This is a genomic window from Actinoplanes sp. CA-131856 (genome assembly GCF_050956135.1).
Lineage (GTDB): Bacteria > Actinomycetota > Actinomycetes > Mycobacteriales > Micromonosporaceae > Actinoplanes.
In genome coordinates, this window is sequence record NZ_CP191849.1 from 4,900,656 (window position 1) to 4,913,460 (window position 12,805).

16 protein-coding genes are annotated in these 12,805 nt (G+C 70.7%); 11 read left to right on the forward strand and 5 right to left on the reverse strand.

The annotated features are described in order from the left end of the window. From ACQP2X_RS22650 to ACQP2X_RS22665, 4 genes are read left to right on the forward strand one after another with little or no spacing between them, the layout of a single operon-like run. Complete coding sequence (locus ACQP2X_RS22650) at nt 1-921, forward strand: carbohydrate ABC transporter permease (RefSeq protein ID WP_498700012.1); 921 nt, start codon at nt 1-3, stop codon at nt 919-921. After that, nucleotides 918-1,769 carry a carbohydrate ABC transporter permease gene (locus ACQP2X_RS22655; protein ID WP_498700013.1) on the forward strand — a complete coding sequence of 284 codons (852 nt, stop codon included), beginning with the start codon at nt 918-920 and terminating at the stop codon, nt 1,767-1,769. Before ACQP2X_RS22650 ends, ACQP2X_RS22655 begins: the two co-directional genes overlap by 4 nt. Before the next feature lie 8 nt (nt 1,770-1,777). Beyond that, nucleotides 1,778-3,811 (forward strand): beta-galactosidase, encoded by a 2,034-nt coding sequence (locus ACQP2X_RS22660; RefSeq protein WP_498700015.1) that lies wholly within the window; start codon nt 1,778-1,780, stop codon nt 3,809-3,811. A gap of 33 nt (nt 3,812-3,844) precedes the next feature. Next, nucleotides 3,845-4,531: a hypothetical protein gene (locus ACQP2X_RS22665; RefSeq protein WP_498700018.1), complete on the forward strand. Its 687-nt coding sequence runs from the start codon at nt 3,845-3,847 to the stop codon at nt 4,529-4,531. Nucleotides 4,532-4,539: 8 nt separating this feature from the next. Here the strand turns inward: ACQP2X_RS22665 and ACQP2X_RS22670 are convergent, their stop codons facing one another. Beyond that, a complete protein-coding gene (locus ACQP2X_RS22670) occupies nt 4,540-5,103 on the reverse strand; it encodes a DUF6993 domain-containing protein (RefSeq protein ID WP_498700019.1) in 564 nt (187 codons plus the stop codon). A 162-nt stretch (nt 5,104-5,265) separates the two neighbouring features. Here ACQP2X_RS22670 and ACQP2X_RS22675 point away from each other — a divergent pair, with 162 nt between their 5' ends. Beyond that, nucleotides 5,266-6,267 carry an SEC-C metal-binding domain-containing protein gene (locus tag ACQP2X_RS22675; protein WP_498700021.1) on the forward strand — a complete coding sequence of 334 codons (1,002 nt, stop codon included), beginning with the start codon at nt 5,266-5,268 and terminating at the stop codon, nt 6,265-6,267. A gap of 56 nt (nt 6,268-6,323) precedes the next feature. Here the strand turns inward: ACQP2X_RS22675 and ACQP2X_RS22680 are convergent, their stop codons facing one another. Next, nucleotides 6,324-7,580 carry an isocitrate lyase/phosphoenolpyruvate mutase family protein gene (locus ACQP2X_RS22680; RefSeq protein ID WP_498700022.1) on the reverse strand — a complete coding sequence of 419 codons (1,257 nt, stop codon included), beginning with the start codon at nt 7,578-7,580 and terminating at the stop codon, nt 6,324-6,326. 64 nt (nt 7,581-7,644) lie between these two features. Between ACQP2X_RS22680 and ACQP2X_RS22685 the strand changes: the two genes are divergently transcribed. After that, nucleotides 7,645-8,613, forward strand: a complete 969-nt coding sequence (locus tag ACQP2X_RS22685) for a zinc-dependent alcohol dehydrogenase (protein ID WP_498700025.1) — start codon at nt 7,645-7,647, stop codon at nt 8,611-8,613. Here the strand turns inward: ACQP2X_RS22685 and ACQP2X_RS22690 are convergent. Continuing rightward, nucleotides 8,560-9,033 (reverse strand): HAD family hydrolase, encoded by a 474-nt coding sequence (locus ACQP2X_RS22690; protein WP_498700027.1) that lies wholly within the window; start codon nt 9,031-9,033, stop codon nt 8,560-8,562. The genes ACQP2X_RS22685 and ACQP2X_RS22690 overlap by 54 nt on opposite strands. A gap of 84 nt (nt 9,034-9,117) precedes the next feature. Between ACQP2X_RS22690 and ACQP2X_RS22695 the strand changes: the two genes are divergently transcribed. Further along, nucleotides 9,118-9,951 carry a LysR family transcriptional regulator gene (locus ACQP2X_RS22695; protein ID WP_498700029.1) on the forward strand — a complete coding sequence of 278 codons (834 nt, stop codon included), beginning with the start codon at nt 9,118-9,120 and terminating at the stop codon, nt 9,949-9,951. On the opposite strand, the gene ACQP2X_RS22700 is transcribed toward ACQP2X_RS22695, so the two are convergent. Further along, nucleotides 9,908-10,381, reverse strand: coding sequence for a nitroreductase family deazaflavin-dependent oxidoreductase (locus ACQP2X_RS22700; RefSeq protein WP_498700030.1), 474 nt, complete (start codon nt 10,379-10,381; stop codon nt 9,908-9,910). The two genes, ACQP2X_RS22695 and ACQP2X_RS22700, sit on opposite strands and share 44 nt — an antisense overlap. 16 nt (nt 10,382-10,397) lie before the next feature. Next, nucleotides 10,398-11,294 carry a GNAT family N-acetyltransferase gene (locus ACQP2X_RS22705; RefSeq protein WP_498700031.1) on the reverse strand — a complete coding sequence of 299 codons (897 nt, stop codon included), beginning with the start codon at nt 11,292-11,294 and terminating at the stop codon, nt 10,398-10,400. A 123-nt stretch (nt 11,295-11,417) separates the two neighbouring features. On the opposite strand from ACQP2X_RS22705, the gene ACQP2X_RS22710 reads away from it, so the two are divergent. Genes ACQP2X_RS22710 through ACQP2X_RS22725 form a run of 4 tightly spaced genes read left to right on the forward strand, consistent with a single transcriptional unit; the run spans nt 11,418 to nt 12,800 of the window. Then, on the forward strand, nt 11,418-11,975 hold the full coding sequence (locus ACQP2X_RS22710) for a DUF1349 domain-containing protein (protein ID WP_498700032.1): 558 nt from the start codon (nt 11,418-11,420) through the stop codon (nt 11,973-11,975). A gap of 3 nt (nt 11,976-11,978) precedes the next feature. Next, on the forward strand, nt 11,979-12,146 hold the full coding sequence (locus ACQP2X_RS22715; RefSeq protein ID WP_498700034.1) for a hypothetical protein: 168 nt from the start codon (nt 11,979-11,981) through the stop codon (nt 12,144-12,146). 55 nt (nt 12,147-12,201) lie between these two features. After that, nucleotides 12,202-12,390: a hypothetical protein gene (locus tag ACQP2X_RS22720; RefSeq protein WP_498700037.1), complete on the forward strand. Its 189-nt coding sequence runs from the start codon at nt 12,202-12,204 to the stop codon at nt 12,388-12,390. Then, on the forward strand, nt 12,387-12,800 hold the full coding sequence (locus tag ACQP2X_RS22725; RefSeq protein WP_498700039.1) for a hypothetical protein: 414 nt from the start codon (nt 12,387-12,389) through the stop codon (nt 12,798-12,800). Before ACQP2X_RS22720 ends, ACQP2X_RS22725 begins: the two co-directional genes overlap by 4 nt. Nucleotides 12,801-12,805: the final 5 nt, after the last annotated feature.

Sequence of the window (12,805 nt, forward strand, 5' to 3'; positions counted from 1 at the left end):
ATGACCGCACGACGGGCGACGGCCGGCACGGCGGCCGCGACCAAAGGCGCCTCCGTCAGCCAGGCCAACCGCGGCTACCTGTTCGTCGCGCCCTTCCTGGTTCTCTTCCTGCTGCTGTTCCTGCTTCCCCTGGCGTACGCCGCCTATCTCAGCCTTTTCAAGGAACAACTGATCGGCGGTACGGTCTTCACGGGGCTGGACAACTACGTCAAGGCGTTCGGGGACGACCGGCTGATCAGCGGCGTGTTCCGTGTCTTCCGGTTCTTCCTGATCCAGGTGCCGGTCATGCTCGTGCTGGCCCTGGCCGCCGCGCTCGCCATCGACAGCGGGCTGCTGCGGGCGGCCAAGGTGTTCCGGCTCGGCGTCTTCGTGCCGTACGCGGTGCCCAGCGTCGTGGCCACGCTCATGTGGGGCTATCTCTACGGCCGCGACTACGGCCCGTTCGCCCAGCTGGCCGACAAGATCGGATCTGGCGCTCCCGACTTCCTCAGCTCGGGCGCCATGCTGGGCTCCCTGGCCAACGTGGTGACCTGGGAGTTCACCGGCTACAACATGATCATTCTGTACGCCGCGCTGCGGGCCATCCCCTCCGACCTCTACGAGGCGGCCGCGGTCGACGGCGCCGGCGCGTGGCGGATCGCCTGGAGCATCAAACTGCCCGCGCTGCGGCCGGCGCTGCTGCTCTGCCTGCTCTTCTCGGTGATCGGCAGCTTCCAGTTGTTCGCCGAGCCCAACCTGCTGCAACGGCTCGCGCCCAACGTGATCGACAGCGCCTACACCCCCAACCTGTACGCCTACAGCCTGGCCTTCACCAGCCAGAACGTGAACTACGCGGCGGCCGTCTCGTTCCTGTTGGGCCTTGTGATCGTGCTGGCGTCGTACATCGTCCTCTTCATCTCCTCCCGGAGGCCGAAGTCATGACCCTGCGCCGCAGCAATCTTCTGACCCTGGGCATGGTCGCGGTTCTCGTCTACTTCCTGTTGCCGCTGTTCTGGCTGCTCATCGCGTCGACCAAGAACACCGGCGACCTGTTCTCGACGTTCGGCCTCTGGTTCGGCCATTCGTTCTCCCTGCTCACCAACATCGGGGAGACCTTCGGGCACAACGGCGGTGAGTACGGCCGATGGCTGCTCAACACCCTCGTGTACTCAGTGGTCAGCGCCCTGGGAGCCGCGTTCCTGGCCGCGTTCGGCGGATACGGCTTCGCCAAGTACGGCTTCCGTGGCAACAGCAAGCTCTTCGGCCTGGTGCTCGGCTCGGTGATGGTGCCGACGACCGCCCTGGCCATTCCGACCTACGTCATGTTCTCGAAGGTCGGCCTGGTCAACACGCCGTGGGCGATCATCCTGCCGTCGCTGGTCAGCCCGTTCGGCCTCTACCTCATGCGGATCTACGCCCAGGACGCCGTGGCCGACAGCCTCATCGAGGCGGCCCGCATCGACGGCGCCGGCGAGTTTCGCATCTTCTTCAAGGTGGCCGCCCGCAGCCTTGCGCCCGGCTTCATCACCGTGCTGCTGTTCACCTTGGTGGCCACCTGGAACAACTACTTCCTGCCGTTGATCATGCTGAACGACCCGAAGCTGTACCCGATCACCGTGGGCCTGAGCTCGTGGTCGGCCCAGGCCGCCGCCGGCAGCGGCTCCGACCCGGAGCTGCTGGCCCTCGTGGTGACCGGATCCCTGCTGTCCATCGTGCCGCTGATCGCGGCCTTCCTGCTGCTGCAGCGCTACTGGCAGTCCGGGCTGACCGCCGGATCGGTCAAGGAATGAGGAAACACATGCCGGTTCTGTTCGGTGCCGCCTACTACTACGAGTACCAGCCGTACGAGCGCCTGAAGACCGACCTCGATCTGATGGCGGCGGCCAACTTCACCGTCATCCGGGTGGGGGAGTCGGTGTGGTCGACGTGGGAGCCTTCGAACGGCGAGTTCGACTTGGACTGGCTGGAACCGGTGCTCGACGAGGCCCACGCGCGGGGTATCTCGGTCATCCTGGGCACGCCCACGTATGCCGTACCCCCGTGGCTGGCCCGTCTCTACCCCGAGATCGCGGGGGAGCGCTTTTCTGGTTCCCGCATCCCGTGGGGCGCTCGTCAAGAAGTCGACTTCACGCATCCGGCCTTCCTGTTTCATGCCGAACGGGTCATCCGCAAGATCGTGGCGCGCTATGCCGGCCATCCCGCGATCATCGGCTATCAGGTGGACAACGAGCCCGGCAACGAGCTCCTGCACAACGAGGGCGTGTTCCAGCGCTTCGCCGACGACCTGCGGCAGCGCTACGGCGACGTCGAGACGCTGAACCGCGAGTGGGGCCTGGTCTACTGGTCGCACCGGCTGTCCACCTGGGCCGACCTGTGGCGTCCCGACGGCAACGTCCAGCCCCAGTACGACGTGGCCTGGCGCCGGTTCCAGGGCTCGCTGACGGCCGAGTTCATCGGATGGCAGGCCGCCATCGTGCGCGAATACGCTCGGCCCGATCAGTTCGTGACGACCTGCTTCTCGTACGAACGACCCGCGCTCGACGACACGGCGACGGCCACCCACCTCGACGTGACCGCCGGGAACCCGTACTACGGCATGCAGGACTCGCTCGAACTGCCCGACCGCCGCACGGCCGATCAGGGCTGGACCAGTCGCGGCACGTGGGCGCTCTATCAGAGCGCCGACCGGATGTACGCCTCCAAGCAGGCCCCGTTCCTGGTCACCGAGACCAACGCGTCGAGCATCGGCATGCCGTGGGACAACCGCCCGGCGTACGACGGCCAATGGCGCCAGGCGGCGTGGGCCCTGGTCTCGCGGGGCGCCCGCATGATCGAGTACTGGCACTGGCACACCCTTCACTTCGGCGCCGAGACGTACTGGGGTGGCGTCCTCCCGCACAGCGGGAAGCCCGGCCGCACCTATCGCGAGCTGGCCCGTCTGGGCGCCGACTTCGCGGCCGCCGGCGACCTGGTGGCCGGCCTGACCCCCGACGCGGACGTGACGGTCGTCTTCGACCTGCCGAGCAAGTGGCTCATGCAGAAGTACCCGCCGCTGTCCCACGCCGACGGGAGTCCCGACTCCCGCGCCTACCACGGCATCGTCGACCCGTTCTATCGGGGAGCTTTCGACGCCGGTCTTCAAGTACGGGTCCAGCACGCCCACAACCGCACGGCCGGCACCCCGGTCCTCGTGGCGGCCGGCCTCTACATGGCGGACGACGCCACCCTGGACTGGCTGCTGTCCTATGCCTCGTCCGGCGGCCACCTGGTCCTCGGCCCCCGCACCGCCTACGGCGACCCGGAAGGGCGCGCCCGCACCGACCGTATGCCGGCCCGCCTGGCCGAGGCCGCCGGCGTCTGGTACGACGAGTTCAGCAACCTTACCGGCGACCTGCCGGTCACGTCGCCGGTGCTCGACCTGACGGCCGGGGCGGCGGCCACCCGCTGGGCCGACGGGCTGATCGCCACGGACGCGGAGGTGGTCGCGTCTTACGACCATCCCCACTTCGGTCAGTGGCCGGCCATCACCACCCGGGCCGTGGGGCAGGGCCGGATCACGTACGTCGGCACGATCCCCGGCATCGACCTGGCCCGGGCCCTGATGACGTGGCTCCGTCCGGCCGCGGCCTGGACCGAGCTGCCCCCGGCCGTGACCGCGACCGGCGCCACGGCCGCCGACGGCCGACGGCTGCGCTTCGTCCACAACTGGTCCTTCAGCCCGGCCGAGATCGTGCTGCCCGGCGCGGCCTCCGACGCCCTGGGCGATGACTCGTTCACCGCCGGCGAGACTTTGCCCCTCGGCCCTTGGGACGTCCGGGTGCTGATCGAATAGGGACGTCTTTCACGCGGTTCCTACTCTGGTGGGGTGCAGCTGACCGAGATGAGCGTCGTCGGGATCCGCACGTCGATCACGGTGTTCCGGCGGCGGCCCGGCGGGCTCAAGTTCGTGGTCGTCCCGACCATCCACATCGGGCGGCCGGACTACTACCGGGCGATCCACGAGCGCCTGAAACCGTGCGTGGCGGTGGTGGCCGAGCAGTACGACGGGCCCAGCTCGACCGGCTTCGCCTACGTGGCCGCCCTGAAGCTGACCCGGCAGCGGATCGGCCGTGACCTGGTCCACCAGGACATCGACTACGCCTCGCTCGGCGTGCCGATCATCTTCCCGGACCAGGTGCACGGCCTGGAGGCCGGGCCGAACCGCGAACTGCCCCGTGACACCTGGCTCGATGTGGCGCTGCTGACCCCGGCCCTGGCCGTCGACATGGCGCTGCACGGCCGGGACTGGCTCACCGGCCACCAGCTCGACATCGACGACGACAGCGACGTCGAGATGTGGCCGAAGTTCCTGCACCGCAAGGTGATGACCGAACGCGACGAGCTGCTGGCCGGCGCCCTCCGCGAGATCGACGGCGAGTTCGCGAGCGAGGACGCCGAGGTGGCCGTCGTCTTCGGAGCCGCGCACATGCCGGCGGTCGTCCGCGAGCTGACGGCTTGGGGCTACCGGCCGGCACCGGGCGCGCGCTGGCTGACGGCGGTCGACTTCCCGTAGCGGCCGGGTCAGTGGGAGAACGGTTCCAGGCAGCCGAACTCGGCGGCGGCGCCGGTCACCTCGATCTGAAGACGCTCGGGCCGTACGTCGCCGATCACGCACCCGGCCTCGGGGAAGTGGACGGCGAAGACGGCACCGGGCGGGGGAGTGGCCTCGCCGACGGGTGTGCGCATGGCGGTCACCTGCACCTGATCGGGATCGAGACCAAGTCCGAGCAGCGCCCGCTGGGTGGAGGCGAGGGTGTAGTCGCCGGCCGAGCGCAGGGCGGTGAGCTCGGGGCGGATGCGGGCGGCGAGGGCGTCGCCGGCGCGCTGCTCCGCGGCGGTCAGGTCGTGACGTTGCTTCCAGCCATTGTTCTCGGCCTGGTGGGGCGCGCCGTCGCCCGGCGGCTGGGCCTGCGCGCCCGCGTCGTCCGGCGGCGCGGAAGCGGTCGCGGCCGGAAGCGACGGGGTGGGCGTGACGAGCGGGGACGAGTCGCCGTCACCGGCGCCGGGCCGTGCGCAGCCGAGAGCGACCAGCCCGAGCACGGCCGCCGCCAGCCATCGGCCGTGATGTCGTCGCCGCGCCCGCATCGTCTGTCTCCCGCTCCCGGTTCGCACCCGGCCGCATGTCGGCCCAGATAGTAGGAGGCTCGGTCCAGCGGCTGGCCCTGCCCCGATATCGGCGCGACGCGCGGGCCGGAGTGAGACCCAGATCAACAGTCATGAGTCCGCGGGAAGTTGTACCGTGACGGCGTGCCAATTAAAGCCGATCTGACCAGCGCAGACCTTACTGAGATCCGGCAGAGCGCCCTGGGGGCGGCCGATCCGCTGGGTGTTGCGGCCGAGCTTGCCGACGCGGCCGGGGCCGGGAAGCTGGCCGACAAGGACGACGCGGGGTACGCCCTCGCGCTCGCGGCCGAGATCGCGGAGAGCCGGGGCAAGCTCGACGCGGCCCTGCGGTACGCCGAGCGGGCCGTCGAGGCGTTCGGGACGCGGGACGACAACCAGGCCGCCGGAGCCAAGGCGCTCCTGGCCCGGGTCCTGTTCCGGACGGGACGCGACGACGAGGCGATCGCCGCGCTCGAACCGCTGCGGCCGTTGCTCACCCAGTACGGGGACGCGCCGGCGTACGTCAGCGCCGCGCTCGCCGCCGGGCGCCGCGACCGGGTCGCCGAGGAGTGGCTGACCGAGGCGCTCAACGAGGTGCTGTCCGGCCGGGGCGACGCCGCCGAGCCGTCCAGCGCCGAGGACGCGGGCCAGCTCTTCTTCCTGCTCCAGCAGCGCCACCGGACCCGTCACGCGCTGGGCCTTCAGCACGACCACCACGACAACCTGGCCGACCGGCTCGAAACCCGGCTGGCCAACGCGGCCACGCGCACGGCCGGCACGCCCGCCGACGACCTGCTGTTCTGGCCGAAGGCGGAGCTCGAGAAGCTGCTGGAGAAGTGGCCGGCGCTGTCCGAGCCGTACGGGTCGAACTGGGACGAGCACCGGGCCCACCTGGAGAAGGAACTGGTCCGCCTGACCGCCGCCGGCCGCACCGGCCTGGCGGTCCTGCCGGGCACGGTGTCGGGCCTGACCGGCTTCGCCGGCGCCGACGGCGACCCGGCCGACCCGCAGGTGCGCGGCGGCTACGCGACCCGGCTGGCCGGCGGCACCAACCAGATCCCGTGGCCCCCGGAGCGCAACGGCGCCTGCTGGTGCGGCTCCGGCCTGAAGTACAAGAAGTGCTGCCTGCCGCGCTCGCGCAGCTGACACCGAGCTGACGTGCCCGCGCGAGCGCTTGCCGCCCGCGCGGGTCCGGCGGTGACTCAGGTGCCGAGGCGGCTGACCTCCCGGGCGATGCTCGTCCAGGTGCGGCCGGCCACCGCGGCGCCGGGGCGCTGGGCCGGGGCGACGCCCGCGCGGGGCTGATCGAAAGCGGACGCCGGAAGTTCATCCGGTTGGCTGACGGCCTCCCAGGGACGTTCGGTGGGTTCGGCAGCGGCCCAGGGACGATCGTCGCGCGCGCCGAAGGCCGGAGCCCCGAAAGGCGTGGGGGCCGTCGCGGGCGCCGGAGCCGGGAGCAGGGCGACGGGTTCCGGCTGGAAGCTTGCCGCCCGGCCGGGAGTCAACGTGGCCAGCACGGCCGGCGGCATCAGGTCGATCCGGTCGACCGTCTCCGCCGGCCCACTCGACGAGGCGCGGGCCGCCGGAATGGTCGAGGCGGACAAGTCGGGCGCGGAGGTCGCTGCGGCGGCCGCCTGTGCAGGTGCCGCGGATCCAGGCGTGGCCCCCGGGGCGGCGGGCCCAGTCGTGGAGGGACCGGTCGCCGCGGGTCCAGTCGTGGCGGGACCGGTTGTGGCAGGACCAGTCGTGGCGGGGCCGGGCGTGGCGGGGCCGGGCGTCGCGGGTGGGGCGGCCAAGGCGTGGTAGGCGACCGAAGCGGCCCGCAAAGCGGCCAGCACGGCCGTCAACGGGTGCAGGACCAGGATCACGCCGGCCTCGGCCAGCTCGGGGTCGCTCAGGTGGCGGCCGCCTCCGCTTGCCCCTTCCGTGCGGTTCAGCACAAGGCGTACATCCGGAAGGGCCGCGTGCAGCGAGCGCAAGTCGGTCTCCCGGGCGCCGAGCGGGAGGACGGCGTCCGCGCCGGCCGCCGCGAGCGCCCGGCAGCTCGCGATGAGCTCGCCGGGAGTGTCGCCCGGGGCCGAGGCGATCACCAGGACGCCGGGGGCGCGTTCCTTCACCGCCGCCACCCTCAGGGCCGAACCCTCGCTCAGGACTATGCCGCCTATGCCCGCCCGCTGGTAGGACAGGGCCGCCCACACCGCCGCGTCCGGATCTTCGAAGCCCACGTTCGCGTCGGCGAGCAGGGGCACACCTCCCAGGAACGACCTCAGGACCGCCGCCCGGTCGGCGATCTGGGTCGCCGAGACGGTGGACGGTTCGAGCATGGTGGCCGCGATGGCCTCGCCGGACAGGTACGCGGCGCGGATGCCGGCCCGCACGGCGAGCGCGGCGCTGGCCGGGTCGTAGACGCCGGGGACGTGCGTGACGCCGCCCGGTGCCAGGAGGTCGGTGGAAGACATGCCGTCGATCATGCAGGGTTCATCGCCGGTTCGCGATACACCGTTGCGGTGTTAGCGTCGGGTCGTGATCGTGTCCCGTCTCCACCGTGCCGGCGAGATCCGGCTGCATGAGGAAGACCGTCCCGTTCCGGGTGACGGTGAGCGGCTCGTCGAGGTGACCTCGGTCGGCATCTGCGGCTCCGATCTGCACTGGTTCACCGAGGGCGGCATCGGCGACGCCGTGCTGCCGCGCCCGCTCGTGCTCGGCCACGAGATGGCCGGTGTCATCCGTGGCGGGGCCGACGACGGCGTCCGGGTGGCGATCGATCCGGCCGTCCCGTGCGAGACCTGCGAGGAGTGCCGCGCCGGATATCCGAACCTGTGCACGCGGATCGTCTTCGCCGGGCACGGTGACTGCGACGGCGGCCTCCGGCAGTTCATGGCCTGGCCCGCGCACCGGCTGCACCGGCTGCCGGACGGGCTCTCCGACGACGAGGGCGCGCTGCTGGAGCCGCTCGGTGTCGCCCTGCACGCGATGGACCTCAGCCATCTGCGCATGGCGTCGACGGTGGCGGTGATCGGGTGCGGCCCGATCGGCCTGCTGCTCGTGCAGCTCGCACGGTTGGGTGGCGCTACACGCGTACTCGCAAGCGATCCTCTGCCTCATCGGCAGAAAGCGGCGGAAAGCCTCGGCGCCGAGCCCGCGGGCGCGGAGGCCGTGGCCGACGTGGTCTTCGAAGTGTCCGGATCGGACGGTGCCGTCGAGGCGTCGTTGCGGCTGGCCCGGCCGGGCGCGCGGGTCGTGCTGGTCGGCATCCCGGACGGCGACCGGACGACGTTCAGCGCGGCGCCCGCCCGGCGCAAGGGCCTGACGCTGGTGATGGTGCGGCGGATGGGCGAGGTCTATCCCCGCGCCATCGACCTCGCCGCGCGGGGCCTGGTCGAGCTGAAACCGCTGGTCTCCCACGCGTTCCCGCTCGGCGACGTCGAAAATGCCATGTCAACGGCCTCTTCCCGTACGGGCGTGAAGGTCGTCGTCCATCCGGGCGCTTAGCTCCGTCCAGTCCTTCACGGGCGTCACCCATGCGGGAGGCGTGAGCCGCTGCGGCCCGAAGAGATAGCGGTGCTCCACGACGCCGCGCAGCGCCTGGTGCACGTCGAGCTTGTCGTCGATGAAGTGGGTGACGCCGAGCTCGGCGCAGTGGATCGCCTTCTCCGGCCGCTTCAGGCAGAAGCGCACGTGGTCGCGGGGGATGCCGGTGCGCGCGTCGAAGTCGTGGTGGTCGAGCCACTGCCGGGTGCGCCGCTGGACCCGTTCGCCGCACTTCGAGACCAGCCACACGTCGTCGAAGAGCGGCACGAGACTTCGCAGGGTCTCGAATGCTCCGGGCACGGCCGGTGTCGCCAGCATCGTGGCGGTGTCGCCGCTGAAGAACTCGGTGTCGCCGTTGATGATCACACGTCCGATGTCCACGCCTAGGTTTCTCATGCCTCTCAGCGTGCGTGCTGTCGTGCTAGAGCAGAACTATCTATCGGGGTCCGGCTATAGTCCTGCGCTATGGACCTGACGGCGTTCGCCGTGTTCGCCGCCCACCTCAACTTCACGCGCGCGGCCGAGGAACTGCACATCTCGCAGCCCGCCCTGCACGTGAAGATCCGCAAGCTGTCGGAGTCGCTGGGCCGCCCGCTCTACCGCCGCGAGGGCCGCCGCCTGGTGCTCACCGCGGACGGGGAGGCGGTCGCGCGCTTCGCCCGCGGCCAGGACGAGCGGCTGGCGTCGTTCCTGGCCGAGTTCGCGGGCGCGCCCGAGCGGCGGCCGGTGGTGCTGGCCGCGGGCCAGGGTGCGTATCTCTACCTGCTCGGCGACGCGATCCAGGCGGCGCTCGCGGCCACACCACTGCGTCTGATCAACTGCGACCACCGGCAGATGCTGGCGGCGGTCCGGGGCGGGCAGGCCCACGTGGGGGTGAGCGTCCTCGACGTGCTGCCGCCCGATCTGGCCGTACGGGAACTGGCGTCTTTTCCGCAGATGTTGTTCGTCCCGTCGGGTCATCGCCTGGCCCGGCGCCGCTCGGTCCGGCTGCGCGACCTGGCCGGGGAGCCGCTGGTGGTGCCGCCGCAGCACCGTCCGCAACGGATCATGCTGGAGCAGGCGCTGCGCACGGCCGGCGCCGCGTGGACGGTGGCGGTGGAGGCCGAGGGCTGGCCGCTGATCACGCATTTCGTCGCCCTCGGGGCCGGCCTGGCCATCGTCAACGGCTGCGTGCCGGTGCCGCGCGGCCTGGCCGGCATCCCGGTCAAGGACCTGCCGCCGGTCACCTATCACGTGGTGCATCAGCCGTCGGCCGTCACCGATCCGCGGGTGGTGAGCCTGCTGGCGCTTCTAGGATGACGACCGCCGTCTCCGTCGCCCGCAGCGCCGCGAACTCGTCCAGCCTCGGATCGAGCTCACGCCAGCGTTGCCACAGACGATCGCGTTCCGCGCCCAGCGCTGCGCGTCCGGTCACGGTCCGTTCGCCGTCCGGCGTCCGTATGTACGCCGTCTCGCGCGCCCGCAGATTGAGCCACCAGGCCGGCTCGCCGTCACCCCAGCCGTTCATGGCGAGAGTGACGATCGACGGGCCATCCTCCAGATAAGCCAGGATGACACTGCGTTCCCGGCCACTGCGCCGCCCGACCGTGGTGAGCCGGAACATCCCATAACGGCCGGGGCGCGGCCGCCGCAACCCGAACCGGCCACCGCTCGCGCGGTACAGCCCCCGATGCACCCGCCACGCGCTCGTGACGATCCAGCGAGGCGGCACCCGCACCCCATCCGTCATGACTTCGAGTCTGCGCTCAGTAGCCTGTGACCTCACTGAGCGAGATCGACGCGACGATCCGGATCGCGAAGACCTGGTAGCCGCAGCGCTCGAAGGAGGCGGCCATCGGCTTGTTCCCCTTGTCGGTGTCGGCGCGGATCGTGGTCGCCCCCTCCTCGGCCAGGATGTGGGTGATCTCGGCCAGCAGGTCGTCGGCGTAGCCGTGGCCGCGCTGCTCCGGCACGACGCCCACGAAGCCGACCACCGGGCCGCCGTCGTTGGCGCTGGGCAGGGCCACCCCGACGACCCGGCCCCGCTGGTCGAAGGCGACGCGCCACTGGTCACGCGGGCCGCGCATCTGCCTGTACAGAGCGACGTCCTCGCGGGCGTGCTCCAGAGCGCCCAGCCGGGCGACACCCTCCCGGGTGGCCACGTCGAGGCTGTTCTCCGAGATCGCGGCGAAGAGCGCCGCGACCTTCTCGTCGTCCGGCTCCGGCGCGAAGGTGAGCCGGGCCGAGCGCCGGGGGAGCGGATCGCCGGACGTCCACTGATAGCGCAGCCGCTCGTTGACGTCACCGAGCCCGGCCATCTCGGCGGCGGCCAGGCGCAAGGTCACGTCGGGGTCCTTCTCGTGCCCCGGCAGCGTGAAGATGTGGTACTCGAACGGTGGCGGCACCTGACGGATCAGCGCGGCCCAGAGCCCGGCCGGGTCGGGGAGATCGGGCGCGGCCCGCAGGGTGTCGAGGGCGAGCGGCCGCTCACTGGTGGGAAAGCCCCACCACACGGCGACACCCTTGATCTCGTCGCCGTCGACGGCGAGCCAGGTCCACTCACGACGGTAGTTGCCGGTCTCGAGGAAGCGCTCGAAGCGAGCCGGGTCGTCGAGAAGTGTCAGAACGCGGCCGAGATCTCCCTCGGCCATGGTGCGGAACAACAACGAAGCCTCCCAGGCATCGGTATGCGTGCGGAAATCACGGCACCCTCCTTCCTGTCGGCGTTGCGTGTGAGCATGATGCCGGGCCCGCGCGGCGCCCGCATCCGATTTATGCTCGCCACCATGAAGTGGTTGAACGAGCCGAGCGTGTGGTCGGCGCAGGGCGGCGTGATCGAGGCGACCACCGAGATGAGGACCGACTTCTGGCGCGCGACCTTCTACGGCTGGACCACCGGCAACGGCCACTTCTACCACCAGCCCGCGACCGGCGACTTCACCGCCGAGGCCATCGTCTCGGCCGAGCACACCACCCGCTTCGACCAGGCCGGCCTGATGGTCCGGGCCGACGAGCGCAACTGGCTGAAGACGGGCCTGGAGGTGACGTCAGGAGCCGTACAGATAAGCACGGTCCTGACCCGCGACTTCTCCGACGTCTCGATGACACCGGTCCCGGACTTCACCGGCGAGGTAGCCATGCGCGTGACCCGTTTCGGCGAGGCGCTGGCGGTCCATTACCGCACCGGCGAAACGCCATGGCAGCTGCTGCGCCTGGGCCACCTGAACCTCCCCGCCACGGTCGAGGTGGGGGTCATGTGTTGCTCCCCCGAGCGAGCCGGCCTGAAGGCCACCTTCCGCGACTTCCAGGTCGGCCCCCCGATCTCCCGAGAGGGCCTCGAGTAGCCCGTGTGGAACGACGACCTCCGGCGGCGGCTCGGGGCGCTTCCGGTCACGTACGGCTGGGCCGGCAACCAATCCTGCGACGCCGTCCACCGTTTCGGTTCCCCGGCCGGGGGCGAGCGAGTGGCGCTGGCTGTGCGGGGATCGCGGGTGCTGTGGAGCCTGACGACCTGAATTCACTCGTACGGGTGGATGTCAAGGGACTACTAGTCCCGCTACTATCCCCGGCATGGTTGATGACACCCCTGAATTCATTTACCCGTCCCAAGTCGTCAAGGATTTCGCCGCGGCGGTCGGCCTGCCCGAGCCCGGCCCCTGGACCCGAGAGGAGTGGAACGCGTTCCAGGCCGAGCAAGACGCGGCGGATGCGCGACTCGCCGAAATCATCGCCCGCCGCAACGCGGAGAAAGCCGCATGATCGCCACCCGTCCGCCGCGCATTCTCGACGCCTCCGCAGTCGTTGAGATGTTCGCGGGGCATCCGAAGTTGATGAAGCTCCTGGAAAATGCCCAGGTGGGCGAGGAGAGCCTGACCATGCCTGCCCTCGCGGTGGCCGAGGCGCAGGCGGCGTTGCGATACCCCGACAAGATCTGGTCGCACTTCTTCCGTGTCCCCGGCCTCAACGAGCAGACCCTGACGTGGTTCGGTGCGCTCGAAGCCGGGAACGTCGCCTCATCGCGGCTGGAGCATTATCCGATGCAGCCCGCGCTCATCGGGCCGATCATGGTGGGTCAGGTCGTGCATGAGGCTCGGGAGATGGGTGCCGTCGTGGTGACCCGGATTCCCGAGGCGTACGGCGCCTACGACGTCGCGCTTCATCTTCTCTAGCGAGG